At 71.6% G+C, this 22,997-nt stretch carries 23 protein-coding genes; 10 read left to right on the plus strand and 13 right to left on the minus strand.

The window, feature by feature from the left end; translation table 11 throughout:
• Positions 1 to 661 precede the first annotated feature (661 nt).
• Positions 662 to 3,475: an AbfB domain-containing protein gene (locus BLV96_RS07940; RefSeq protein WP_086674215.1), complete on the plus strand. Its 2,814-nt coding sequence runs from the start codon at positions 662 to 664 to the stop codon at positions 3,473 to 3,475.
• A 41-nt stretch (positions 3,476 to 3,516) separates the two neighbouring features.
• Here BLV96_RS07940 and BLV96_RS51190 read toward each other — a convergent pair whose 3' ends face one another.
• From BLV96_RS51190 to BLV96_RS07965, 6 genes are all read right to left on the minus strand, one after another.
• Positions 3,517 to 3,645, minus strand: coding sequence for a hypothetical protein (locus tag BLV96_RS51190; protein WP_279627527.1), 129 nt, complete (start codon positions 3,643 to 3,645; stop codon positions 3,517 to 3,519).
• Between the two features lie 142 nt (positions 3,646 to 3,787).
• Entirely contained in the window at positions 3,788 to 4,063 is a 276-nt protein-coding gene (locus tag BLV96_RS07945; protein ID WP_086674216.1) for a muconolactone Delta-isomerase, read from the minus strand.
• 2 nt (positions 4,064 to 4,065) lie between these two features.
• Positions 4,066 to 5,184: a muconate/chloromuconate family cycloisomerase gene (locus tag BLV96_RS07950; RefSeq protein ID WP_086674217.1), complete on the minus strand. Its 1,119-nt coding sequence runs from the start codon at positions 5,182 to 5,184 to the stop codon at positions 4,066 to 4,068.
• A 34-nt stretch (positions 5,185 to 5,218) separates the two neighbouring features.
• Positions 5,219 to 6,064, minus strand: a complete 846-nt coding sequence (gene catA / locus BLV96_RS07955; RefSeq protein ID WP_086674218.1) for a catechol 1,2-dioxygenase — start codon at positions 6,062 to 6,064, stop codon at positions 5,219 to 5,221.
• A 15-nt stretch (positions 6,065 to 6,079) separates the two neighbouring features.
• The gene (locus BLV96_RS07960; protein ID WP_086674219.1) at positions 6,080 to 7,636 is read right to left on the minus strand and encodes a 4-hydroxyphenylacetate 3-hydroxylase family protein; all 1,557 of its coding nucleotides are present in this window, start codon (positions 7,634 to 7,636) and stop codon (positions 6,080 to 6,082) included.
• A 22-nt stretch (positions 7,637 to 7,658) separates the two neighbouring features.
• A complete protein-coding gene (locus BLV96_RS07965) occupies positions 7,659 to 8,213 on the minus strand; it encodes a flavin reductase family protein (protein WP_086674220.1) in 555 nt (184 codons plus the stop codon).
• Positions 8,214 to 8,337: 124 nt separating this feature from the next.
• Here BLV96_RS07965 and BLV96_RS07970 point away from each other — a divergent pair, with 124 nt between their 5' ends.
• Positions 8,338 to 9,132 carry an IclR family transcriptional regulator domain-containing protein gene (locus tag BLV96_RS07970; protein ID WP_086674221.1) on the plus strand — a complete coding sequence of 265 codons (795 nt, stop codon included), beginning with the start codon at positions 8,338 to 8,340 and terminating at the stop codon, positions 9,130 to 9,132.
• 462 nt (positions 9,133 to 9,594) lie between these two features.
• Here the strand turns inward: BLV96_RS07970 and BLV96_RS07980 are convergent, their stop codons facing one another.
• Positions 9,595 to 9,894, minus strand: a complete 300-nt coding sequence (locus BLV96_RS07980) for a hypothetical protein (protein ID WP_244180095.1) — start codon at positions 9,892 to 9,894, stop codon at positions 9,595 to 9,597.
• 33 nt (positions 9,895 to 9,927) lie between these two features.
• Here BLV96_RS07980 and BLV96_RS07985 point away from each other — a divergent pair, with 33 nt between their 5' ends.
• The 3 genes from BLV96_RS07985 to BLV96_RS07995 are packed head-to-tail and all read left to right on the plus strand — an operon-like array spanning position 9,928 to position 12,088.
• A complete protein-coding gene (locus BLV96_RS07985; protein ID WP_244180096.1) occupies positions 9,928 to 10,386 on the plus strand; it encodes a MarR family winged helix-turn-helix transcriptional regulator in 459 nt (152 codons plus the stop codon).
• Positions 10,383 to 11,771: an MFS transporter gene (locus tag BLV96_RS07990; protein ID WP_086674225.1), complete on the plus strand. Its 1,389-nt coding sequence runs from the start codon at positions 10,383 to 10,385 to the stop codon at positions 11,769 to 11,771. The genes BLV96_RS07985 and BLV96_RS07990 overlap by 4 nt, the downstream gene beginning before the upstream one ends.
• Positions 11,772 to 11,794: 23 nt before the next feature.
• On the plus strand, positions 11,795 to 12,088 hold the full coding sequence (locus tag BLV96_RS07995) for a DUF1330 domain-containing protein (RefSeq protein WP_086674226.1): 294 nt from the start codon (positions 11,795 to 11,797) through the stop codon (positions 12,086 to 12,088).
• Between the two features lie 14 nt (positions 12,089 to 12,102).
• Here the strand turns inward: BLV96_RS07995 and BLV96_RS08000 are convergent, their stop codons facing one another.
• From BLV96_RS08000 to BLV96_RS08015, 4 genes are all read right to left on the minus strand, one after another.
• Positions 12,103 to 12,981: a helix-turn-helix transcriptional regulator gene (locus tag BLV96_RS08000; protein ID WP_086674227.1), complete on the minus strand. Its 879-nt coding sequence runs from the start codon at positions 12,979 to 12,981 to the stop codon at positions 12,103 to 12,105.
• A 58-nt stretch (positions 12,982 to 13,039) separates the two neighbouring features.
• Positions 13,040 to 13,843 carry an SDR family oxidoreductase gene (locus tag BLV96_RS08005; RefSeq protein WP_086674228.1) on the minus strand — a complete coding sequence of 268 codons (804 nt, stop codon included), beginning with the start codon at positions 13,841 to 13,843 and terminating at the stop codon, positions 13,040 to 13,042.
• Positions 13,844 to 14,216: 373 nt separating this feature from the next.
• Positions 14,217 to 14,822 carry a response regulator transcription factor gene (locus tag BLV96_RS08010; protein WP_086674229.1) on the minus strand — a complete coding sequence of 202 codons (606 nt, stop codon included), beginning with the start codon at positions 14,820 to 14,822 and terminating at the stop codon, positions 14,217 to 14,219.
• A complete protein-coding gene (locus BLV96_RS08015; RefSeq protein ID WP_086674230.1) occupies positions 14,819 to 15,961 on the minus strand; it encodes a sensor histidine kinase in 1,143 nt (380 codons plus the stop codon). Before BLV96_RS08015 ends, BLV96_RS08010 begins: the two co-directional genes overlap by 4 nt.
• Before the next feature lie 95 nt (positions 15,962 to 16,056).
• On the opposite strand from BLV96_RS08015, the gene BLV96_RS08020 reads away from it, so the two are divergent.
• A complete protein-coding gene (locus tag BLV96_RS08020; protein ID WP_086674261.1) occupies positions 16,057 to 17,505 on the plus strand; it encodes an alpha/beta hydrolase in 1,449 nt (482 codons plus the stop codon).
• Here the strand turns inward: BLV96_RS08020 and BLV96_RS08025 are convergent.
• Positions 17,489 to 18,148: a response regulator transcription factor gene (locus BLV96_RS08025; protein WP_086674231.1), complete on the minus strand. Its 660-nt coding sequence runs from the start codon at positions 18,146 to 18,148 to the stop codon at positions 17,489 to 17,491. The two genes, BLV96_RS08020 and BLV96_RS08025, sit on opposite strands and share 17 nt — an antisense overlap.
• Positions 18,145 to 19,326, minus strand: a complete 1,182-nt coding sequence (locus BLV96_RS08030; protein WP_086674232.1) for a sensor histidine kinase — start codon at positions 19,324 to 19,326, stop codon at positions 18,145 to 18,147. Before BLV96_RS08030 ends, BLV96_RS08025 begins: the two co-directional genes overlap by 4 nt.
• A gap of 262 nt (positions 19,327 to 19,588) precedes the next feature.
• On the opposite strand from BLV96_RS08030, the gene BLV96_RS08035 reads away from it, so the two are divergent.
• From BLV96_RS08035 to BLV96_RS08050, 4 genes are all read left to right on the plus strand, one after another.
• On the plus strand, positions 19,589 to 21,022 hold the full coding sequence (locus BLV96_RS08035) for an alpha/beta hydrolase family protein (RefSeq protein ID WP_244180097.1): 1,434 nt from the start codon (positions 19,589 to 19,591) through the stop codon (positions 21,020 to 21,022).
• A gap of 75 nt (positions 21,023 to 21,097) precedes the next feature.
• Positions 21,098 to 21,409: a hypothetical protein gene (locus BLV96_RS08040; RefSeq protein ID WP_086674234.1), complete on the plus strand. Its 312-nt coding sequence runs from the start codon at positions 21,098 to 21,100 to the stop codon at positions 21,407 to 21,409.
• Positions 21,410 to 21,429: 20 nt separating this feature from the next.
• Entirely contained in the window at positions 21,430 to 22,590 is a 1,161-nt protein-coding gene (locus BLV96_RS08045) for a hypothetical protein (protein WP_086674235.1), read from the plus strand.
• Between the two features lies 1 nt (position 22,591).
• The gene (locus BLV96_RS08050; RefSeq protein WP_086674236.1) at positions 22,592 to 22,960 is read left to right on the plus strand and encodes a hypothetical protein; all 369 of its coding nucleotides are present in this window, start codon (positions 22,592 to 22,594) and stop codon (positions 22,958 to 22,960) included.
• The last annotated feature ends 37 nt before the right edge of the window (positions 22,961 to 22,997 follow it).

Genomic DNA, 22,997 nt, shown 5'->3' on the forward strand with positions numbered 1-22,997 from the left:
GCCAAGTGGCATGGCGTGTGCCGTCCTTCGTGAATGTGAACGTCGGCAGGATCGGCGGCCTCCGCTCCCCCACCCCGGACTCATCAAGATCGATGCCTTCCGGCCTCCTTTGTGGACCTTCCCGCCGACCTCCTTCAGCACGCTGTTACAGAAATCCATCAAGCACAACAAGAACCCCGACATGGACACCCGAACGCCGTTGCACGGGTTCGCCGGGATCATCCGTGCCCGCAAAGCTCCGTTCAGGATGGTGGAGAACAACGCGAGGTCCAACGACTCGGCATAGTCCTCATGCAGCTCCGACAGCCACCGCTCGATCTCGACATACCCGTTGAAGATCGCGCGGAGCCACCGCGCCGAGCCACTGCTCGGCGAAGTCCTCGAACTGGGTCTCGCCGTCACGCGGGTTCACCCACAGGTTCCGCCGGATCGACGCCTGGACTCAACCGCCGGCGGGCTTCGTGCGTGAAGGGAGCAGCCAGGCCGTCACATGGTGATTGTCTGGTGAATTCTGATCTGTTCCGTTTGTCCGTGTTCCGTGTTACGTTCGGTTGACGGGCCCGCGGTAGTGCTCCGGGCTCGGCGTGCCTGCCCGCCCGGAGTGCTTCGCCGTCCCCGCCAGGCCGGTGCGCGGTTCCGTGCGCGTCCGAAGGGGAGTCCGATGCGCCGTCTCTTCGTCCTGGTTTTCGCACTGCTGTGCACGATCGTTCCCGTGGTGCCCGCGGCCGACGCCGCCGTCGCACCCAAGCCACCGCCGTTGTCCACGCCGTGGACCTCGCAGGTCAGCACCACGAACCCGCTGCCCGAGTACCCGCGGCCACAGCTGACGCGGCCCGACTGGCAGTCGCTCAACGGTGAGTGGGAGTTCCTCAACCCCGCCACCGGCGCGAACGGCAGCGTCGACCGCTACGCCGCGCCGCCGCTCGGGCAGACCCTGCCCGAGCGCATCCTGGTCCCCTACCCGGTCGAATCCGCGTTGTCGGGCATCATGCGCAACGACAACCGCGACCTGATGTTCTACCGCCGCACCTTCACCGTGCCGGCGGCCTGGGCCGGGCGGCACGTGCAGCTGCACTTCGGCGCCGTCGACTACGAAGCCACCGTGTGGGTCAACGGTGTCCAGGTCGCTTCGCACAAGGGCGGCTACGACCGGTTCGAAGCCGACATCACCGCCCGGCTGAACGGCGGCGCGAACGAGATCGTCGTGCGCGTCTACGACCCGACCAACGGCCGCGACGAGAAGCAGCCGGTCGGCAAGCAGGCCACCACCCCGTCGGACATCTTCTACACACCGACTTCGGGCATCTGGCAGACCGTCTGGCTCGAGCCGACCGCGCCGACGTCGATCTACTCCGTCGACATCCGCCCGAACCTGGCCGACAACACCGCACGCGTGCGGGTGTTCGGCCGCGGAGACGTCAGCGGCTACTCCGTGCTCGCCGAGGCGGTGACCGGTGGCGCCGTCGCCGGCAGCGCGACCGGCGGCTTCACCGAGTTCTCGGTGCCGGTGCCGAACGCGCGGCGGTGGTCACCCGACGACCCCTTCCTCTACGACCTGCGCGTGTCGCTGCGCGACGCCGCGGGCACGACGGTCGACCAGGTCGTCAGCTACTTCGGCATGCGCGAGGTCGGCACGAAGAACGTCAACGGCGTGCTGCGCCCGACGCTCAACGGCGAGTTCGTGTTCCAGGTCGGCACGCTGGACCAGGGCTTCTGGCCCGACGGCCTGTACACCGCGCCGACCGACGCCGCACTGGCCTCGGACCTGCAGAAGCACAAGGACCTGGGCTTCAACATGGTCCGCAAGCACATCAAGGTCGAGCCGGCCCGCTGGTACTACTGGGCCGACAAGCTGGGGCTGCTGGTGTGGCAGGACATACCGTCGACCACGAACGCGAACGCCGACCGCACACCAGCGCAGATCGCCGAGTTCGAGACCGAAGCACGCGAGATCGTCGACGAGCACCGCTTCTCCCCCGCCGTCATCACCTACGTGCCGTTCAACGAAGGCTGGGGCGAGTGGAACCTCGCCGAGACCAGGCGCGTCACCACGAACATCAAGAACCAGGACCCGACGCGGCTGGTCGACGCGCACAGCGGGTTCAACTGCTGCGTGTCGAAGGGCGATCCGGGCACCGGGGACATCATCGACTGGCACGTGTACACCGGGCCCGACGCGCCCCGGCCGGCCGGGGCGCGGGTGTCGGTGCTGGGCGAGTTCGGCGGGCTCGGCCTGCGCAACCCCGGGCACGAGTACAGCCCCACCGGAAAGTTCTTCGCCTACGAGCAGATGGCGAGCGCGGCGCAGCTGAACGACCGCTACACCGGCATGGTCCGGGACGCGCGTCAGCTGATGACCACCAAGGGCCTGTCGGCGTTCGTCTACACCGAGATCACCGACGTCGAAGGCGAGTACAACGGGCTGCTCACCTACGACCGGCGGGTGCAGAAGGTCGACACCGCGCAGGTCCGCGCGGCACACACCGACCTGATCAACGCCTCGAAGAACCTGAACGCCGCGGTGCCGCTGACGCTCGGGCACATCCGGTCGTTCCGGGTGACCACGCCCGGGTACACCGACCGGTACCTGCGGCACGCGGACTCGTTCGCCCGCACCGACGTGCTGACCACGGGCAGCGCCGACGGGCCGCGGCAGGACGGCTCGTTCCGGACCGTCGCGGGCCTCGCGAACCCGCGGTGCTTCTCGTTCGAATCGGTCAACTTCCCCGGGAAGTTCCTACGGCACGCCGACAACCGCGTCCGCATCGACAGCGACACCGGCGGCACGTTCGCCGCCGACGCCACCTGGTGCGACCGGCCGGGCCTCGCCGCCGGCGGGACGTCCTTCGAGTCGCTGAACCTGCCGGGCCGGTACCTTCGGCACTACGACGAAACCGTGTACCTGGCCGTGAGCGGCGGCCCGAACCCGTGGGACACCGCGACGAGCTTCGCCGCCGACGCGACCTGGGACGTCTCGGCGCCGGCGCTGTGGCGCAGTTCGGTGCCCCTGGCGGTGAACGCGCGGCAGTCGCTGCGGGTGACGACGTGGGGCTACACCGACCGCTACCTGCGGCACGCGGGCGGCCTCGCCTACACCGAGGTCGTGAACAGCGGCAGCAGCGCGTTGCTCAAGCAGGACGCGACGTACACGGTGCGGCGCGGGCTCGGCGAGTCGTCGTGCTACTCGTTCGAGTCGGTGAACTACCCCGGGCAGTTCCTGCGGCACCAGGACGGGCGCGTCCGCAACTCGGTCAACGACGGATCGGCCCTGATGCACGCGGACGCGACGTTCTGCACGCGGCCAGGGCTGAGCGGAACCGGCGTGACGTTCGAGTCGCTCAACATCCCGGGCGCGTTCCTGCGCCACTTCGATTCCGCCGTCTACATCGCTTCCGGTGGCGGAACGGGTTCCGACCGTCCCCAGACGGTGACGGCGGACAGCAGCTGGACCGTCGCGGCCCCCTGGGCCCCGTGAGCGGAGCCGGTCCGGTGTGGACACTCCACACCGGACCGGGTTCAGAGCCGCTCGGGCACCGCTTCGACCTCGGGCTCCGCGGGCGGCGCCCCGCGACGCAGGTCCGCTTCGGTCCGCACCTGGATGCGGTTCGGGTTCGCGACGAGCCGGGGCGTGGGGTTCTCGTTCACGTCGGTCCTTTCGACTGCTTCCAGTCTCGCGAATACCCCGGCGCCGGCGCTTTGAACAGTGGCCAAGAGCACTCCCGGCAGACGCCTCGGCCGGACACCGATGATCACGCTGGACCATGCCACCGAGGGCGAGCAGCGGAGCCTACTGGGCGGCCAAGTCCGAAGGGTGCGTGGCCAGCGGCGTGACGTCGATCGTCATGAACGGGTACAGCGGCAGGCCCGACAGGATCCCGTGCAGCTCGTCGTTCGAAGCGACGTCGAAGACGCTGAAGTTGCTGTAGCGCCCCACGATCCGCCACAGGTGCACCCACACGCCCGCGCGCTGGAGCTCCAGCGCGCGGGCCTTCTCGGCGGCCACCCGGTCGGTGACGTCCAGGCCGGGCGGCACGACGACGTCCATCCGTACGTGGAACAGCACGGTCAGCGCCTTTCCCAGCGGCGCACGGCCGCCCGGTCGAGGTCGACGCCCAGACCTGGGCCCTCCGGCAGGTGCAGCTCACCCTCGGCGTAGCGCAACGGCGTCGTCAACAGCTCTTCGCTCATCAGCAGCGGCCCGAACAGTTCACTCCCCCACGTCACCGCCGGGGTGGTGCAGGCCAGCTGGAGCGACGCCGCCGTGCCGATCGGGCTTTCGATCGACGTGCCCGCGTGGCACGGGATCCCGGCCGCGGCGGCGACCTCCGCGATCGCCCGGGTCGCGCGCAGCCCGCCGGACTTCGTCGTCTTCAGGGAGAACACGTCGGCCGCGCGGGCCTTGGCCAGCCGGAGCGCGTCGCCCGGGGTGCGGAGGCTTTCGTCGGCCATCACCGGGATGGGCAGCGCTCGGTTGATCTCCGCGAGGGCCTCGACCTCCGCGCCCGGCACCGGCTGCTCGACGAGGTCGACACCCGCGTCCGCCAGCCGCGGCAGGTGCTTCAGCGACGTCAGCAGGTCCCAGCGCGCGTTGAGGTCCACCCGCACGCTCGCCACCCCGACGAGCTTCTCCGCCACCGCGCACACCCGCGCGACGTCTTCGACCGGGTCGAGGGCACCCATCTTGAGCTTGAAGCTGCGGTGGCCGGCGTCCAGCTTCGCGAGCGCTTCATCGGCCACGACGGGTGCCGGTTCGGTGCCCAGCGCCCAGGTCACCGGCACCGACCGCCGGGCGAGGCCGCCCAGCAGCGTGTGGACCGGCACGCCGAGCGCGCGGGCCCAGGCGTCGTGCAGGGCCACCTCGACCGCAGCCTTGGCGTAGAGGTTGGCCGCGACGACGTCGCCGAGATCGCGCAGGATCCCGGCGACGTCGTCCACCCGGCGGCCGAGCAGGACCGGCGTGAAGTACCGCTCCACGACGAGCCGCATGGTCTCCACGGACTCGCCGCCCCACCACGGACCGCCCGGCACCACGCCCTCGCCGACGCCGACGGCGCCGCCGCGGGTGTGCACGAACACCAGCAACACCGGCTGCGCGTCCATGCCGGCGCGGGCGAAGCGGTGCGGACGGCGCAACGGGACGTCCAGCAGGACCGTCTCGACGCGCTCGATCCCCAGGTCGGTCATGAATCCTCGTTTCGGTGGTGGGGGAAGCGGGACGTCAGGCGCGTTCGAGCACGAAGTCGTAGGTCACACCGAGCCGGCCGTCCGCCCGCGGGCCCGGGTCGAGCACCAGCTCCGGCTTGGTGGCCTCGGCGACGTCGCTGTCGAGCCACTCCCCGCCCTGGAAGTACAGCTGCGTGGTGATCGTGCGGTGGCCGGGCGCGCGCACCATCAGGTGCAGGTGGGCGGGCCGCCACGCGTGCCAGGCGGCCGCCGCGATCAGCTTGCCGGTCGGCCCGTCGGTCGGGATCTGGTACGGCGCGGGCTGCACGGTCGTGATCTCGAACCGGCCCTGCCCGTCGGTCACGACGACGCCGCGCAGGTTGCCGGCCGGGATGTCCGGCGCGAAGCCCGAGTAGTAGCCGTCGTCGTCGGCGTGCCAGATATCGAGCTCCGCACCGGCGACGGGGCTGCCGTCGAGGTCGCGGACCTGGCCGGCGAACACCAGCGGCGTGCCCTTTTCGCCGGGCCGCATCGGCAGCTTCGTCTGCCACGGCAGGGTTTCCTGGTCCGGCAGGTAGTACGGACCCTGGATGCTGCCCTTCGTCCCGTCCTGGGTCCGGGCGGCGACCTCTTCGACGACGTGCTCGACGAAGACGTCGAGGAACAGCGGCCATTCGCCGCCCTCGCCGACGTCCATCAGCCACTGCTTCGCGGCCTGGAACTCCGGATAGGTGACGTCGTGCTCGCGGATGGCCTGGTGCACGCCGAGCAGGACGGCGCGGGCGACCTCGTCGACGCGCTCGGGCGGCACGCTCGCCGTCTCCCGGGTGGCGGCCCGGAAGGCTTCACTGGCGGAGCTGCCGGAACCGGCGGCGGTCGGTGCGTGTTCGGTGGTGGTCATCGTGCGTTTCCTTCGTCAGCGGGAAAGGGAGGTGGCGCCGGGGTTGTAGAGGTCGGGCACGGTCCAGCCGTCGAGGTCGTACTCCGCCATGCACTGCTCGGCGAAGCCCTTCATCGCCTCGGCCGAGCCGGACTGCTGGGCGGCGAAGAGCAGCTCGGCGCGCACGCCTTCGTGGTTGCCGGAGTAGTTGCGCTCGTAGAGCTCGTGGCGGCCGCCGAACTCGCTGCCGATCGAGTCCCAGATCAGCTTCATCAGCTTCACGCGCTCGACGGAGTCGTACCCGTTGGAGCCGCGGACGTACTGGTCGAGGTAGGGCCGGATCTCCGGCGAGCCGAAGTCCTTCGCCGACGACGGCAGGTAGATCAGCGCGGAACCCAGGTCCTGCATGATGATTTCGCGGATGCGCGGGTAGCCGAGCGTCATGAACCAGCGGTAGGCGAGGCCGTAGTCCAGGTGCGGCAGCACGGCGCCGTTCTTCCACTCGTCCGGGTTGGCGGCCATCGCGTCCGAGAGCGCCCAGAAGAGGTTGCGCCAGCCGATGACCTCGCCGACGCGGGTCTGGATGCCGCGGAAGTCCTTGGTGCCGGTGACTTCCACGCCCTTCATCAACAGCCCGGCGATGAAGTCGAGCTTGACGGCCAGCCGCGCGACGCCGTGGAAGGTGAAGCGGTGCAGGAAGCCCGAGCCCGGGAAGAAGGTGCTCGCCTTTTCGGCGTCACCGTAGATGAAGACGTTCTCCCAGGGGATCTTCACCTTGTCGAGGATGAAGATCGTGTCGTTCTCGTCGAACCGGCTCGAGAGCGGGTAGTCGAACGGGCTCGCCGTCTTGTCCGCGACGTTCGAATAGGAGTTGCGGCAGATCAGCTTCATGCCGGGCGCGCCCATCGGCACCGTGCAGACGAGCGCGAACTCGCGCTTCTTGATCGGCAGGCCGTAGTGGGCGATGAAGTTGTAGTTGGTGATGGCCGAGCCGGTCGCGACGACCTTGGCGCCGGAGACGATCAGGCCGTCGTCGCGCTCCTCTTCGACGTGGATGAACAGGTCCTTGACGTCGTCGGGGTTGCGGTCGCGGTCCACCGGCGGGTTGATGATCGCGTGGTTCCAGTACAGGACCTTTTCCTGCGACTCGGCGTACCAGCGCCGGGCGTTGTCGGCGAAAGGTTCGTAGAAGTCGGAGTTCGCGCCGAGGGTGCCGAGGAACGCGGCCTTGTAGTCCGGGCTGCGGCCCATCCAGCCGTAGGTCATCCGCGCCCAGGCGACGATCGCGTCGCGGTCGGCGAACAAGTCCTCTTTGGACTTCGGGGTGCGGAAGAACGGGTGGGTGAAGCCGCTGCTGCCGGTGTCGGTCGGCGCCGTGAGCACGGACTGCCGGTCGGGGTCGTGCAGCGCGTCGTAGAGCCGCGCGGTCATCCGGACCGAATTGCGGAAGGCGGGGTGCGTGGTGACGTCGTCGACCTTGTCCCCGTAGATGAAGACCTCCCGGCCGTCGCGAATGGACTCGACGTACTCGTCGCCGGTCATCGGCCGGGTCGTGCGCACCTTCGCCGGCGCGTCGTGCTCTTGGATGGTCATCGGGCAAACCCTTCGTCGGTTGCTAAGAAGCGGCGTTGAGCGGGGCGAAGTCGGCGGAGCCGAACCAGCCGAGGTCGGGGCAGTCGACCGAGGCCGACCAGTGGGCGTGGCCGCGCGGGCCGAGTTCGCGGAACCCGCCGGCGAAGAACAGCAACGGGTCGGCGTCGCTGGTTTCGAGGTGCTCGACCTCGCCGACGACGATGAGGTGGTCACCGCCGTCGTAGATCCGCCACGGGCGGCAGGAAATGGTGGCCGCGGTGCCGGTCAGCACCGGGGCGGTGGCGCCTTCGGCCCACTCCGGCGCCCGGTCCTGGGGGCGGCCGGCGAAGTGCCAGGCCGTGTCGAGCTGATCCGCCGCGAGGACGTTGACGGCGAACGGCGCGCCGTCGAGGTAGCCGCAGGCCTTCGACCGCCGGGTCAGCGTGACCTGGCACAGCGCCGGTTCGAGCGAGACGGCGGTGAAGGCGTTCACCGTCGCGCCGTGGGGCTCACCGTCGTGGTTGCGGCAGGTCACCACCGTGACGCCGGTGGCGAAGCGGCCGAAGGCGGTGCGGACTTGGCGTTGGTCGAGCGACATTGCTCCCACCTCCTGTACGCTGTGCGTACAACATGAACGCTATGCGGACACGCTAAGGAGAGTCCCCCGGCGGGTCGGCATTGTCAAGGCGGAGCCGCCCGACGGGGTACGGGAGGATGTCCGGATGGAGACCGACCGCGACTTCATCCAGAGCATCGAGCGGGGCTTCGCCGTACTGATGGCGTTCGACGCCGAGCGCGCGAACCCGACGCTCGCCGAGCTGGCGTCCGCGACCGGCCTGTCGCGCCCGGCCGTCCGGCGGATCCTCCTGACGCTGCAACGGCTCGGGTACGTCCGCGGCGACGGCCCGCGGTGGACGCTGACCCCGCGGGTGCTGAGCATCGGCCAGCACTACTCGGCGTCGCACGGCATGATCGAGACCGCCCAGCCGCGGCTGCTGAGCCTCGCCGAGGAGACGGGCGAGTCGGCGTCGCTGGCCGCGCTCGACGGCTCCGAAGTCGTCTACGTCGCCCGCGTACCGGTGCGGCGGATCATGAGCATCAACGTCTCGATCGGCACGCGCGTGCCGGCGCACGCGACGTCGATGGGCCGGGTGCTGCTGGCCTGGGCCCCGACGGCTTTGGTCGACGAAGTCGTCGCGGCCGGGCTGCCCCGGTTCACGGCGCGGACGATCACCGACGAAGGCGACTTCCGGAAGGCGCTGCGGACGGTGCAGGACCAAGGCTGGTCACTCGTCGCCGAGGAGCTCGAGGAAGGTCTGCTTTCGGTGTCGGCGCCGGTGCGCGACGCGAGCGGGTCGGTGGTGGCCGCGCTCGCGTCATCGACGTCGAGCGGGCGCTCGGACGTCGGGAAGCTGCGCCAGGAGATCGCGCCGCTGGTGGTCCGGACGGCCGCGCGGATCAGCGCCGACCTAGGGCACCGAGCCGTGCCCGGCACCGGCCGCGAGGGGTTTTTCTAACCCTCAGCCCTCGGCTGCCGGGTCGGAGGGGTGGTCAGCTCTTCCCGAAGGATCGCACCGCACTGGCGATCGGCGCGTCGCAGCGCCGCTCTCGCGGTCCCGACCAGCGCGATCACCGCGGTACCGGCGATTCCGGTGGCAGGAGACATCGACCAGGCCAGCAGCAGCGTGCCCGAGGCGGCCAAGATCGCGGGGGGCGCGAAGGGCCGGGGCCCGACACGAACGGGCAAGGCGCGATAGAGCGATGACGAGCCCATCGGCAACCACCTTCGAACGAGCACGGCGTGCGGGGTCACGCCGCGCTACTAGCCCAGTCGCCGATGCGCTGCCTCCCGTTACGCGCAAGCGGGTGCCGCAGCAAGCAGACCGCACCGATCCGCGACGCCGTCAAGGCGGGCAGCCGCGCCCGCGCCCTCCCGCCGGAAGCACGGCACCCGCCAAGGACAACCGCGGGAGGTTCTCTCACGACCCCGACGGCGGACGGTCCTCGACGACCACTTTCTCGGCGCCGCGCTTGGCGAACGCCGCCCATAGGCTGAAGCCCACAACGCCCACCGCGACCGCCAGCCAGAGCCACACGAACGGCTCACGCAGCGGAAACCGCACCAGGACAACGACGATCATCGCGAGTCCGACGATCGCGCCGAACACGGCGGAGGGTTTGGACGGCTTGATCCGGTACACGAGCATCACTCCCCAGACTGCGGTTCCGTGGCGTTCGATTACCCGTTGGTCACTCTGCCGAACCGCGACAGCTTCCATAGACGATGAATATAAATTTGCTATGCTTTGAGCGTGAGCCGTCGAGACACCGCCCCTGAAGCGTCCGCCGCCATCGGGGCCGCCCTCTACGGCCTGGCCACCAGGGCCACCAGACGCCTGCCCCGGGACATGAGCCTGACCTCCGCCGCCACCCTGGCCACCCTGGACCGGACCGGCCCGCGGCGCATCACCGATCTGGCCGCGGTCGAGGGCGTCACCCAGCCCGCGATGACCACCCTGGTCCGGGTGATGGAGCAGTCCGGCCTGGTCGAGCGGCGGGGCGACACGTCCGACAAACGCGTCACGCTCGTGTGCCTGACCGAGGCCGGCGCCTCCTACGTCCGGACGCGGCGCCAGGCGGGCGTCCACGCGTTCGAGCGGCTGATCGGCGAACTCACCGGCGACGAGGTCGAGGCGCTGGTGGCGGCCCTTCCGGCGCTGAAGCATCTGGCCGAGCTCGAAAGCCAGGACCGCGAAGGGCCCAATCGGTGACCGGCAGCCGGACAACGGGACTGGTCCCCGCCCTCATCTTCATCGCTCTGGTCGTCGCGGCGGTCGCCAGCCTCGGGACGCCGCTGATCACCAGCGTCGCGACCTCGTTCCACGTCTCCCTCGGCAGCGCGCAGTGGACGCTGACCGTCGCGCTGCTCAGCGGCGCCGTCGCCACGCCGGTCCTGGGCCGGCTCGGCGCCGGACCGCACCGGCGGGCCACGATCCTCGCCACGCTGGCGATCGTCGTCGCCGGCAGTGCGCTCACCGTGCTGCCGCTGCCGTTCGCGTGGCTGCTGGCCGGCCGGGCGGCCCAGGGCGTCGGGCTCGGGCTGACGGCGCTGATGATGGGCGTGGCCCGGGACCACCTCCCCGAGGAACGCGGCGCGGCCGTGATCGCCCTGATCTCGGTGGTCTCGATCATCGGGGCCGGTGTCGGCTACCCGCTGGCCGCACTGCTCGCCGAGCTCGGCGGGGTACGGGCCGCCTACGGCCTCGGCCTGGTCGTCACCGCCGCCGCCCTGCTGACCGCGTGGCGCTCCATGCCCGAAGCTCCCGAAGGCCGCTCGGCCCGCGTGGACGTGGCAGGGGCGGTCGTCCTGGCCGCCGCGCTGCTCCTGGTGCTGTTCCTCGCCGGTGAACGGGAGCTGTGGAGCCGGCACCTCGCCGTGGCCGTGGGCCTCGCCGTCGTCGCGGTGGTGCTGCTCTGCGTCTGGGCCGTCATCGAGCTGCGCAGCGCGACGCCGCTGGTCGACGTGCGGGCGGTGCGGCACCCGGCGGTCGCGGGGGCGAACCTCGCCATGTTCGCCGGCGGGATCGGCATGTACCTGCTGCTCACGCTCATCACCCGGTACGCGCAGACGCCGCCCGGCGCCGGCTACGGCTTCGGGCTGACGACCTTCGTCGCCGGGCTGGTCCTCATCCCGTTCTCGGTGCTGGGGTTCGTCGCCGGCAAGCTGACACCGCGGGTCCGGGCGCGGGTCTCCGCTCCCCTGCTCCTGGCCGGCAGCGCCGTCGTGGTCGGCGGCGGGTTCGGCTTGTTCGCGGCGAGGCGGTCGGACCTGGCCGAACTGTTCGTCGCGATGGGCGTGCTCGGCTTCGGCGTCGGCGGCTTCTCGGCCGCGATGCCCGGTGTCATCCTGGCCGTCACCCCCAAGAGCGAGACGTCGAGCGCCATGAGCTTCAACTACGTCGTCCGCAGCGTCGGGTACTCCCTCGGCAGCGCCCTCGGCGGCCTGATCCTCGCCACGGGCACCGCCCCGGGCCACCTCTTCCCCGACGACAGCGCCTACACCACCGCGGCGCTGGCCGGCATCGGCGCCATGGCGATCACGACGCTGACCAGCCTCGCGCTCGCCCGCCGGCACACGTCCGAGACCACCCCGTAAGTCGGCACAACACTGGAGGTTCCATGCCCAAGGGCTACTGGGTCAGCGTCTACCGCACCATTTCCGACCCCGGGAAGCTGGCCGCGTACAACAAGCTGGCCGGTCCGGCCGTCAAGGCCGGAGGCGGCCGGACCTTCGTCCGCGGCGGTCGGGTCGAGGCGTATGACGCCGGAATCGCCGAGCGAACGATCCTGATCGAGTTCGACAGCTTCGAGCAGGCCGTCGCGGCACGCGAGAGCGCGGCCTACCAGGAGGCGCTGGCCGTCCTCGGCGACGGCGTCGAGCGCGACTTCCGCATCGTCGAAGGCATCGACTGACCGAGGGCGGCCGATCAGGGACGCAGCTCCGAGCCGGTCGTCTCGGTCGCCCACGACGCCAACACGGCCAGACCGTCCGCGGCCGCCGTGCCGGCCGGTGCGGTGTAGACGTTCAGGAGCAGGCCGGGCTCGGCGGGCAGTTCCATCGACTCGACGTCCAGGTCGAGCCGGCCCACCACCGGATGGTGCACCCGCTTGCGTCCGGACCGGTGGAGCCGGACGTCCTGGGACGCCCACCGCTGCCGGAACAGTTCACTGCGGGTCGACAGTTCCCCGACCAGGGCGATCAAATCCTCGTCGTGGGGATTGCGGCCCGCTTCCATGCGCAGCTTCGCGGCCACATCGCGGGCGATCCGGTCGTAGTCGACGAAGAACGTTCTTGCCGCTTCGGGTTCCAAATAGACGAACCGCGCGGTGTTCGCCGGCCGTCGCGGGTCGGCGAGCACCGGGGAATACAGCGCGCGGGCGAGGTGATTCATGGCCAGCACGTCATAACGGCCGTTGCAGATCCACGCCGGCGCGTCGGTGATGGCGTCGAGCACCTGCCGCAGCGCCGGACGCACCGTCGCGGCGGGTCGGCGGCGGCGTGGACCGCCGGGTGCCCTGGACCGCCGCGCGAGCTGGAACAGGTGCTCGCGCTCGGCCTCGTCGAGGTGCAAGGCGGAGGCCACCGCGTCGAGCACCCCGTCGGAGGCGCCGGCGAGGCTGCCGCGCTCCATCCGGACGTAGTAGTCGACCGATACCCCCGCCAGCAGAGCCACCTCTTCGCGACGCAGACCTTTGACCCGGCGGTTGCCGCCGTAGGCGGGCAGCCCGGCCCGCTCGGGCGTGATCCGCGCGCGACGCGAGCTCAGGAATTCCTTGATCTCGGTGCGCGGATCGATCTTGGTCACCCCCTCACCCTAGGTCCTGTCCGCGGGCGGAGGGAGGTACTGCGCGTACCCCCGACGCCTAGGTGCCGGTTGCCGTGGTGGCGATGCCGCCGTCGCTCGGGATGATGGTGCCCGTGAGGTAGGACCCGGCCCGGCTGGCGAGGAACACGGCGATGCCCGCCATGTCGTCGTCGCGGCCGAGCCGGCGCAGGGGTGCCTTCGCCGCGATCGTGTCGCCGACGGCCTCGAGCGTGGCCGCCATCATCTGAGACGGGAACGGTCCCGGAGCCACCGCGTTCACCGTGACGTGCTGGGGGCCCAGTTCCCGGGCGAGCACCCTGGTGAGCTGGTGGAGTGCCGCTTTGCTGCCGGCGTAGGAATAGTTGGGCGACTCGGCGACGTGGATGGCGGCGATGCTGCCGATGTTGATGATCCGCGCCGGATCGTCGGCGGTGCCCGCCCGGCGAAGTGCCGGGAGCAGCGCCTGCACCAGCCGGAACGGTGCCTTGAGGTTGAGGTCGAGCACCGTGTCCCACGCCTCTTCCGGGAACGTCTCCAGCGGCTCGCGCCACATCGCTCCCGCATTGTTGACGAGGATGTCGAGGCGTTCCGAGCCGGCTTTGACCAGATCTGCGAGGCGCTGACATTCGTCGTAGCTGGACAGGTCGGCGGGAATCGCCCGGACGTCGCCGAATCCGGCCAGCGATCGCTGTGCCTGCGCGCACGTGTCCGCGTCGCGTGAGCTGATGACGACGCGGGCACCCGCCTGCAGCAAGCCGCGCGCGATCATCATCCCGATTCCCTTGGTACCACCGGTGACAAGTGCGTACTTCCCCCTCAGATCGAAAAGGTCCGCGTGGGTGGTGAACTGGTTTTCCGCCATTGGCCTTCGTCTCTTTTGTAGCCGGGAGCCGACTCGAAAAGGTTGACAGGCCTTCAGGACGTCTGGGAGCCCCTGGCGATACAGGTACCGCGAGACCCCCTCGCCCTGCTCGGCGGCGAGCGCGTCCGGCGGGGGGGGTGGCCGCTTCGGCCGCCAGCGCCGGCAGAACTCCACCAGGTCGGCGCGGACTGGCTCCATTCCGCGGTCCGGCGGCGACATTCGGTCCGGAGGCGCGGTTCACCCGGCACCTCGGCGTCCACGCCGCGATCGCGGACCTGCCCGCGGAAGTGGGCACGCGGACCTCGTGGTGCCCGCGACGTGGGCCGACATCACGGCGCGCAACGACCGGATCCGCTCGACGGCGAGCTGAGGCTCAAAGCCAGCCGTTGGTTTCCGCGAGACGGGCCGCCTCCGCGCGGGTGCGGGCTTCGGTCTTGCCGATGGCCGAGGACAAGTGGTTGCGCACCGTTCCCGAGGTCAGGTCGAGGGCCCGCGCGATGTCGGCGACCGTGCCGCCTTCGGCCGCCGCGCGGAGTACGTCGGCTTCGCGGTCGGTCAGCGGGCTGGTGCCCGTCGCCAGGGACTCCGCCGCCAGGGCCGGGTCGATGAACCGCAGTCCCGCGTGGACCCGGCGGATCGCGTTGAGCAGCTGCTCGGGCCGGGAATCCTTGACCACGAACCCGGCCGCGCCCGCGGACATCGCGCGGGCGAGGTAGCCGGGGCGGCTGAACGTCGTGCAGATCAGCACGCGGCACTCCGGCAGCGCGTGCCGCAGTTCCGCGGTGACGGCCAGTCCGTCGCGGCCGGGCATCTGCACGTCCAGGAGCGCGACGTCGGGGTTCGTCCGCCGGGCCGCCGGACCGACGTCGAGGCCCGACCCGACCTCGGCCACGACGTCCATGTCGGCTTCGAGGCGCAGCATCGACGCCAGCGCGCCGCGGACGAGGGCCTGGTCGTCGGCCAGCAGGACGCGGATCACGCCGGGACCGCCTCGGCGCGCGCGAACACCCGGTAGCCGCCGCGGGGGCCGCGGCCGTGCTCAAGACGGCCCGAGACCGCGGCCAGCCGCTCGGCCAGTCCGGTCAGGCCGTGCCCCGGCGCCGGTTCGCCGGTGACCGTCCCGTCGTCGGTGACCTCCACCCAGCCGGGACCGACGCGGACCCGGCACTGGCCCGCGTCGGAGTGCCGGAGCACGTTGGTCACCGCTTCCCTGACGACGTAACCGAAAACGCCCTGCAACCCGGGTTCGACCTCGTCCACCGAAGCCGGCAGCTCGACCTGGACCCCCGCGGCGCGCAACGCCAGCCGGGCACCCGAAAGCTCCGTCGCCAGCGACACCTCGCGGTACCCCGAAACGGTGGCGCGGACGTCGGAAAGCGACTGGTGGCACAGGGTTTCCAGGTCGCGGACCTCGGCCAGGGCGAGGCCGGGGTCCGCGGCCGACTCCAGGACCCGCCGGGCGAGCCCGAGCTTGACGGCCATCGTCGAAAGGTTGTGGCCGAGGATGTCGTGGAGCTCGCGGGCGACCCGTTCGCGTTCGGCGTCCACGGCCATCCGCCGGATCTGGGCACGGGCGGCCTCCAGGTGCCCGACGGTGAACGTCAACGCGAAGACGACCCCCACCGCCGCGGTGACGCCGCCGAGCGCGGCCACCTGGCTCCAGCTCACGTGCCCGGTGCCGGCCTTCATCCACGCGAGCTGCCCGGCGGCCGTGGCGAACCCGAGCGGGACGGAGTAGCGCAGCGGCAGCAGCATCAGCCCGATCGCGATCGCGAAGGTCAGATCGGTCAGGTAGTCCGGCGAGCCGAACAGAAGCGCCGGCGTGACGCCGAAGGCGAACAACGCCGCCACGATGACCACCCGCTGCCGCCGGGGCGCGGGCGGCGCGAACCACAGCGCGAAGAGGTAACAGCCCGCGTAGAGGCCGATGGCCGTGAGGGCGACGACCGTGAGGGCGGTGCCGTGCCCGCCGTGGCCGATCGTGGTGATCCGGGGCAGCAGGACCAGCAGCGCGAGGCCGTTGACGACGATCGGCGCCACCCGGCGCCGGCGGTTTTCCCAGAAGCTCCAGTCCGGCCACTGCCGGACGGAGAACCGGCTGGGATCACGCTCGCTCACCAGCTCACCTTAGGCACGGGGTGCGCGAGCCGCCCCATGACAGATGGCAGGGGTCGTCCCGGCGCGCCGGTGGTGCGGTGAATGCCATGGAACCGATGAAGAGGATCTTGCCGGCGGCGCTCGCCGCGGCGGCGATGGTGTCGGGAGTGTCCGCGGCGGACGCCACCGAGGGGACACCGGTGACCTGGGGACCGTGCCCGGCCGACGTCGCCAAGCCCGGCCTGCGGTGCTCGACGCTCGACGTACCGCTGGACTACCGCCACCCGGACGGGCCGAAGATCAGCGTCGCGCTGTCTCGGCTGGCGAGCGCGAAGCCGGCGCAGCGCCGCGGCGTCCTGCTGGTCAACCAGGGCGGCCCGGGCCTGACCGGCCTCGGCTTCCCGGCGTCGCTGGTGGAGGCGGGACTGCCGCAGCCGGTGCGTGACGCCTACGACGTGATCGGGTTCGACCCGCGCGGGATCGGCCACAGCGCCCCGGTGACGTGTGACCTGACGCCGAAGCAGACCGTGGAGAGCGTGAACCCGCCCTTCCCGTACCGGCCGGCGGACGTGACGAAGGCGGCCGAGGCCGCGAAGACCGTCGCGCAGCAGTGCCTGACGTCGAAGACGGCGTCGGCGCTGCCGTTCATCACCACCGCGAACACCGCACGCGACATGGACCGGATCCGGGTGGCCCTGGGCGAGCCGAAGCTGTCGTACTACGGTGATTCCTACGGGACCTACCTCGGCGCGGTGTACACGACGCTCTTCCCGCAGCGCAGCGACCGGATCGTGCTGGACAGCAGCCTCGGACCGGAGGGCTACGACGCCGAGGCGTTGCGCAGCCAGGGTCTGGGCTTCGAAATCCGGTTCCCCGACTTCGCGAAGCTGGCCGCGGCCGACCCGGCGCGGTACGGCCTGGGCGCCACTCCGGCGGCGGTACGGGCGAAGTACTTCGAGCTGGCCGAGCGGCTGGACCGGGTTCCGGCGCAGGGTTACGACGGCACGACGTTCCGCACCATCACCGCGGCGCTCCTCCGCGCGGACGTCGCCCTGCCCGCCCTCGCGAAGCTGTGGCACCAGCTCGACGTCGGCGAGCCGGTGGCCGCGGCTGCCGGCACCGACGCGGGCTCCGACAACTTCGCGGCCGGCTACCTCGCCGTGGTGTGCGGCGATTCCCGGTGGCCGCAAGCGGTGGCGACCTACCAGCGCACCGTCGCGGTCGATCGCGTCCGCTACCCCATGTACGGGCCTTACGCGGCCAACATCCGGCCGTGCGCGTTCTGGCCGTCCCCCGTCGAGCCGCCGGTGCGGATCACCGGCCGCGGCCCGGCGAACGTGCTGATGCTGCAGAACCTCCGCGACCCGGCCACGCCGATGCCCGGAGCCCTCCGCCTGCGCGCGGCGTTCGGCGACCGCGCCCGGCTCGTGACGGCCGACCAGGGTGGTCACGTCGCCTACCTCAACGGCTCGAACCAGTGCGGCAACGACGCCGTGAGCGATTACCTCGCCACCGGTCACCGCCCGGCGCACGACGTCTTCTGCCGGGTCACGCCGGGTGGATGAGGCGGCTCTCGTAGGCGAAGATCACGGCCTGGATCCGGTCGCGGAGCTCGAGTTTCTGCAGGATCCGCCCCAGGTGCGACTTCACGGTCGCCTCCGCGAGGTACAGGGTGGCCGCGATCTCGGAGTTGGACAGGCCGGCGCCCACCTGGACGAGCACCTCGTGCTCACGCGCGCTGAGCCGGCTCAGCCGCTCGTCGTGTCCGGCGCTGCCGTCGGGCAGGTGCGGGCGGAACGTCTCCAGCAGCCGGCGGGTGATCCGCGGGGAGACCACCGCGTCCCCCGCGGCCACGTGGCGGATCGCGGCGAGCAGTTCCTCGGGCCTGGTGTTCTTCAGCAGGAACCCCGAGGCTCCGGCCTTGAGCCCGGCGAAGGCGTATTCGTCCAGGTCGAAGGTGGTGAGGATGAGCACCCGGGTCTGCGGGCAGGTCCCGATGACCTGCCGGGTCGCCTCGATCCCGTCGGTCCCGGGCATCCGGACGTCCATGAGGACGACGTCGGGGCGCAGTTCCCGGGCGAGGCGGACGGCCTGGGCGCCGTCTTCGGCTTCGCCGACCGGTGCCATGTCGGGCTGGGCCTCCAGAACCGTGCCGAAAGCCATGCGCAGCAGCGCTTCGTCGTCGGCGATCAGGACGCGGATCGTCATGCGGGCACAACTCCGCCGCCGGCGAGGAACAGGCGGGTGTGGACGCCCCAGCCGCCGCCCGGCAGCGGTCCGGCCCGCACTGTCCCCCCATAGGCGGCAGCGCGCTCGCGCATGCCGGTGATGCCGTGGCCGGACCCGGGGGCAGGCGGGCGAGGGCCGCTGTCGGTGACGTCCACGGTGACGGTCCCGGTCGTGCACTCGACCCGGACCTCGGCGCGGGTGCCGGCCGGGGTGTGCTTGAGCGTGTTGGTCAAGGCTTCCTGGACCAGGCGGTGGACGGTCAGCTGCGCGGTGGCGGGTACGTGGGTGTGGCCGCCGCGGACCTCGATCCGGGTCGGCAGCCCGGCGGCGCGCATCCGGTCGGCGAGGGTGCTCAGCTGGGCGATCCCGGGCAGCGGGTGGCGCAGCGCGTCCGGTTCGCCGGTGCGCAGGACACCCAGGGACCGCCGCATGTCGGTCAGGGCCTGGCGGCCCGTCTCGGCGGTCCGCAGCATCGCGGTGGTGGCCTTGCCGGGCGAGCGGTGCTGCGCGTAGACGGCGGCGTCGGTGAGCGCGACCATGACGGACAGGTTGTGGGTGACGATGTCGTGCATCTCCCGGGTGATCCGCGTCCGCTCTTCGGCGACGGCCACCCGCGCCTGCTGGTCTTGTTCCCGCTCCAGGCGCACGGCCCGGTCCTCGACGACCGCGAGGTAGGCGCGGTGGGTCCGCACGTGCACGCCGAGGACGCCGACGGCGACGATCATCGCGGTGACGGCGACGAACGGGGTGAGGAACGCGCCGTCGGTGGCCCAGCGCAGGCAGGCCAGCAGGCCTCCGGTCTCGAGGACGGCCCCGGCGACCAGGGTGTCACGCAGGCCCGCGTGCACGGCCACCGTGTAGAGCGCCACCAGCAAGGCGATGTCGGCCGGCAGCTGGACGTCCAGCAGCCAGTGGACCAAGGCCACCGCCGCCACGGCGCCGAACACCGTGCGCGGGGCGCGGTGCCGCCACACCAGGGGCAGCACGAGGGCGACGGTGAAGAGCACGGCCACCGGCAGTTCGCGCGGCGGCCGGGTGGTCACGACGTTGAGCAGCAGGAGCGCCGGCAGCAGCGCACCCCGCACGACCGGCGGCAGCCGGAAAGCCTTGCGCGCCAACCGTTTCAGAACCGGTCCGCCGGCCGCCACCTCGGTCATCGCACGTTCCTGCCGTTCCAGCCCCGGAGCCGGGGACACGGCGTGTACCCGGTCTCGCCATGCTAGGCCGTGGGCACCGCCCCGCACATGAGCCCGGCGTCTGATCGCGTCCGGCCGGGATGCGACCTGAGGAGGAGTTCCACCACCTCCCACGGTCGCAACCCGGCCGCCGATCCGGCCGGCTCGGTTGCCACCGCCGTCGCACCGGGAAGCCGACCGCGGAGCGATGTGGCCGGGCCTCCCCCGCGCCGAGGATGGCCGGGTGACCGAGATCATCACGGGGCTGAACCTGTCCCTCCTGGAAATCCTGGCGTTGCTCGGCGCCGTCGCGCTGGTGGCGGCGCGCTGGCTCCCGCCCGCCGCCCGCTCACGCGCCACGATCGCGGCGGGGGCCGTTCTCCTGGCGTCCGCGATCGTGCTGTCGGTGACGGGGCTCCGCTGGCAGCTGCTGCCGGTACTGGCGGGTGCCGCCCTCGCCGCGCCGTTCGTTTTCGCCCCGGTGCTGCGACGTCGTCCCGGCCGACGGGCCCGCTGGTGGCTCGCGTTGCCGGGAACGGTGGCCTGCGCCGGGCTGATCACCACGGGTGCCGTGGCCGCCTGGGCCTTCCCCGTTCCCGTGTTCCCCGAACCCTCGGGCACCTTCGCGGTGGGCACCCGCGTGCTGCAGTGGACCGACCCGCTGCGCCCCGAGACCTTCACCGCCGATCCCGACGACCGGCGCACGGTCGTGGTCCAGCTCTGGTACCCCGCGCAGAGCAGCCCCGCGGACGCACCGCGGGCGCCCTACCTCGGGCGTACGGAGGGCGAAGCACGCACCGTCTCCGAAGCCCTCGCCGCCGGAACCGGCCTGCCGGGGTTCCTGCTGGACGACGTCCCGCGCGCTCGCAGCCGGTCGGTCTTCGACGCCCCGGTGGCCCGCGGAAGGTTTCCGATCGTCTTGTTCTCCCCCGGGTCCGGCGGAGTGCGCACCCAGAACACCGCGTGGGCGGAGGAACTGGCCAGCCATGGCTACGTGGTCGCCGCCCTCGACCACCCGTACGACTCGGCCGCCGTCGTCCTCGCCGACGGCCGGACGATCACCACCGAGACCGTCTCCAGCGGCGACCGGGACAAGGACGAGGAGCTGGCGGCCGGCTGGACCGCGGTCCGCGCTGCCGACCTCGGCTTCGTCCTCACCCGGCTGACGGAGCTGGACCGGGGTGACGACCCGCTGACCGGACGCTTGGACACCGCCCGGGTCGCCGCGACCGGGCACTCCCTGGGTGGCGCGGCCGCCCTGCAGGCCGTCCGGCGGGACCACCGGTTCGCGGCCGTCATCGACCTGGACGGCTACCCGCACGGCCCGGTGTCGCCCGCCCTCGACCGGCCGGCGCTCGTGCTCACCCAGGCCATCACCCCGGCGACCGACCCGCGCTACCTGCCCCGCCTCACCGAGGTCCTCGACCGCGGCACCGCGCCGGGCTACCGGCTCACCATCCCCGGCGCGGCCCACCTCACGTTCACCGACGGCCCGCTGTACCTGCCACCGGTGCCTTCGATCGTCGGGTCGCTGGGCCGCACCGAGAGCCCGCGGGTCGTCGCCGCGGCCACTCTCGCCTTCCTGGACACCGTTCTCCGAGGTGCCTCCACCGACCTGACCCGGGCGCTGCCGGCCTACGGCGAGCTCAGCGTCCACCACCCGGCCACCACCCGCTGACCGGCGAGCTGCGGGCCGAGCATGACCCTCCGTGTCAGATAGGATGCACGGTGTCATCGTCCAGGGGGTGAGTGCGTGCGCGGGTGGCTGCGGGTGTTTCTCGCGGTGTCGGGCGTGGTGCTGATGGCAGCGGCGGGCCTGGTGTGGTGGTCGGCCGAGCGCGCGCTGGGCGCGGCGCCGGAAGTCGTCTCCTCGCCCCGAGGTGGATTGTCCTGGTGCGCGTACGAGCGTGTCGGACAGCTCACCTGCGATCCGCCGCAGCTGACCGGTGGCACGGTGACGGTGATCGTCGCGTTCGGCGGGCTGGGTGCGGCGTCGGCGGCAGCCGCCGCGGCGAGTCTGCTGCGGCGGAGGCGGTCGGCGTCCGAGGACGGGCACCGGCACTAAACCGCCCCAGCCACTCGAGCGTGCACCCCCGCCCGAACACGCGACCCGGAGGAACGACCATCAGCACCGATTTCCAGGCCGACCCGGACGCGATCCGGAAGCTCGGCGCGCTCGCCGGGCGGGTGGGCTCCGCGGCCGGCCTCTACGCGGCCGCGGCCACCGATGGCCCGAACGAGCTGGGCGAAGGGCTGCTGGTCAACCTCCTCGCCCAGCCGCTCGACCAGTGGCAGGCGCTCTGCCTCGCCAACGACCGCAAGGCCGAGTCGCTGGCCGACGCCTTCGACACCGCGCTCGTCGCCGTGGCCAAGCTGTACCGCGAGACCGACCACGAGGCCGCGGCGAAGGCCGACCGGTCCTATCCGGACGCGCACTCCGAGCGGATCGCCGCCGACGACGTCGTCTCCCCGGAAACCGCCGCAGCCTTCACCGACTTCGACAACGCGTCCCTCAACCCCCGGACCCTCGAGCCGTACCCGGGGTCGCTCAACCCGGCCGAGGACGCGTTCGGCGGCTGGAACATCGAGCTCCAGCGCATCGCGGACAAGATCGCGGGCGGGGCGGCGATCTCCGGGCCGGTGCGCGGGCTGCTGACGAAGATCATCGGAACCGACCTGCTGACGGTGGTCGAGAAGCTGGTGACCGGCGACTGGGACCTGCTGCTGCGCCAGGGCATGGTGTTCGAGGACACCGGGCTCGCGTTCGGCAAGATCAAGCAGAACGTCGACCGCGGCCGGCTCGGCATCCAGGACCGCTGGACCGGGCACGCCGGGGAAGCGGCGCGCGCCTGGCTCACGGACTTCTCGTACGCCTGCGCCGCGCACGCCAAGTTCTGCACCGAAGCCGGCTGGAAGATCAAGAACTTCGCCCGCGCGGCCTACGACGCCATGCAGGCACTCGACTTCGCCCTCGAGTCCTTGTTGGACTCGGCGCTCAGCAAGGTGCTGAAGATCGGGAAGGCGCTGGAGCTGGCGCTGCTCGGCATCGTCGGCCTCAGCGACGGCGAGTCCGTGCGCCAGGCCATCGCCGGCATCCTGGCCGAGGCCAGCCCGTTGCGCGCCGCCATCGACACGCTCACCACGCTGGCGCACACGGTCGCGTCGGTGTCCGAGCTGGTGGCGGGCAACGGCGAAATCGCCGCCCAGGCCTGGCCCGGCGAGCCCTACAAGCACCCGGGGGTCTGACGTGGAAATCTCACCGTGGCGCACCGAGCAGGGCCGGCGTGCGAGGCACAACCAGCTGGCCCTGCTGGCGCGCGGCGACGGCGACCTGGCCGACTTCGCCCGTGACGTGCTGGCCGGCCGGGCGAAGCCGGAGGACCTGCTCTACCGGTCGTACCTGAGCGAGAAGACCCTCCACACGGCACACGCGGAGATCGACGCGTGGAACGCCCTCCCCGAAGCCGACCGGCAGGCGGCCGTCGAAGAGGCCGAAGGCAGGACGCGGGCGGAGATCGCCGCACTCGCGGCGCTCGACCTGTCGCAGCCGCCCCCGGACGACGACGATGACGACGACCACGACTTCGGCGCGGATTTCCTGAATTCGTTGCGGTGAAAGGGGTTCACCGACCCGGTCACCGGTAGCGGCCCGA

The organism is Amycolatopsis pretoriensis (assembly GCF_900107925.1).
Lineage (GTDB): Bacteria > Actinomycetota > Actinomycetes > Mycobacteriales > Pseudonocardiaceae > Amycolatopsis > Amycolatopsis pretoriensis.

What these genes read in the sequence shown, in the direction of transcription:
- BLV96_RS07940 (WP_086674215.1), top strand. Translation starts at nt 662, where the DNA reads ATGCGCCGTCTCTTCGTCCTGGTTTTCGCACTGCTGTGCACGATCGTT.
- BLV96_RS07950 (WP_086674217.1), bottom strand. Translation starts at nt 5,184, where the DNA reads ATGACCGACCTGGGGATCGAGCGCGTCGAGACGGTCCTGCTGGACGTC.
- catA (WP_086674218.1), bottom strand. Translation starts at nt 6,064, where the DNA reads ATGACCACCACCGAACACGCACCGACCGCCGCCGGTTCCGGCAGCTCC.
- BLV96_RS07960 (WP_086674219.1), bottom strand. Translation starts at nt 7,636, where the DNA reads ATGACCATCCAAGAGCACGACGCGCCGGCGAAGGTGCGCACGACCCGG.
- BLV96_RS07965 (WP_086674220.1), bottom strand. Translation starts at nt 8,213, where the DNA reads ATGTCGCTCGACCAACGCCAAGTCCGCACCGCCTTCGGCCGCTTCGCC.
- BLV96_RS07970 (WP_086674221.1), top strand. Translation starts at nt 8,338, where the DNA reads ATGGAGACCGACCGCGACTTCATCCAGAGCATCGAGCGGGGCTTCGCC.
- BLV96_RS07980 (WP_244180095.1), bottom strand. Translation starts at nt 9,894, where the DNA reads ATGGAAGCTGTCGCGGTTCGGCAGAGTGACCAACGGGTAATCGAACGC.
- BLV96_RS07995 (WP_086674226.1), top strand. Translation starts at nt 11,795, where the DNA reads ATGCCCAAGGGCTACTGGGTCAGCGTCTACCGCACCATTTCCGACCCC.
- BLV96_RS08005 (WP_086674228.1), bottom strand. Translation starts at nt 13,843, where the DNA reads ATGGCGGAAAACCAGTTCACCACCCACGCGGACCTTTTCGATCTGAGG.
- BLV96_RS08020 (WP_086674261.1), top strand. Translation starts at nt 16,057, where the DNA reads ATGAAGAGGATCTTGCCGGCGGCGCTCGCCGCGGCGGCGATGGTGTCG.
- BLV96_RS08025 (WP_086674231.1), bottom strand. Translation starts at nt 18,148, where the DNA reads ATGACGATCCGCGTCCTGATCGCCGACGACGAAGCGCTGCTGCGCATG.
- BLV96_RS08030 (WP_086674232.1), bottom strand. Translation starts at nt 19,326, where the DNA reads ATGACCGAGGTGGCGGCCGGCGGACCGGTTCTGAAACGGTTGGCGCGC.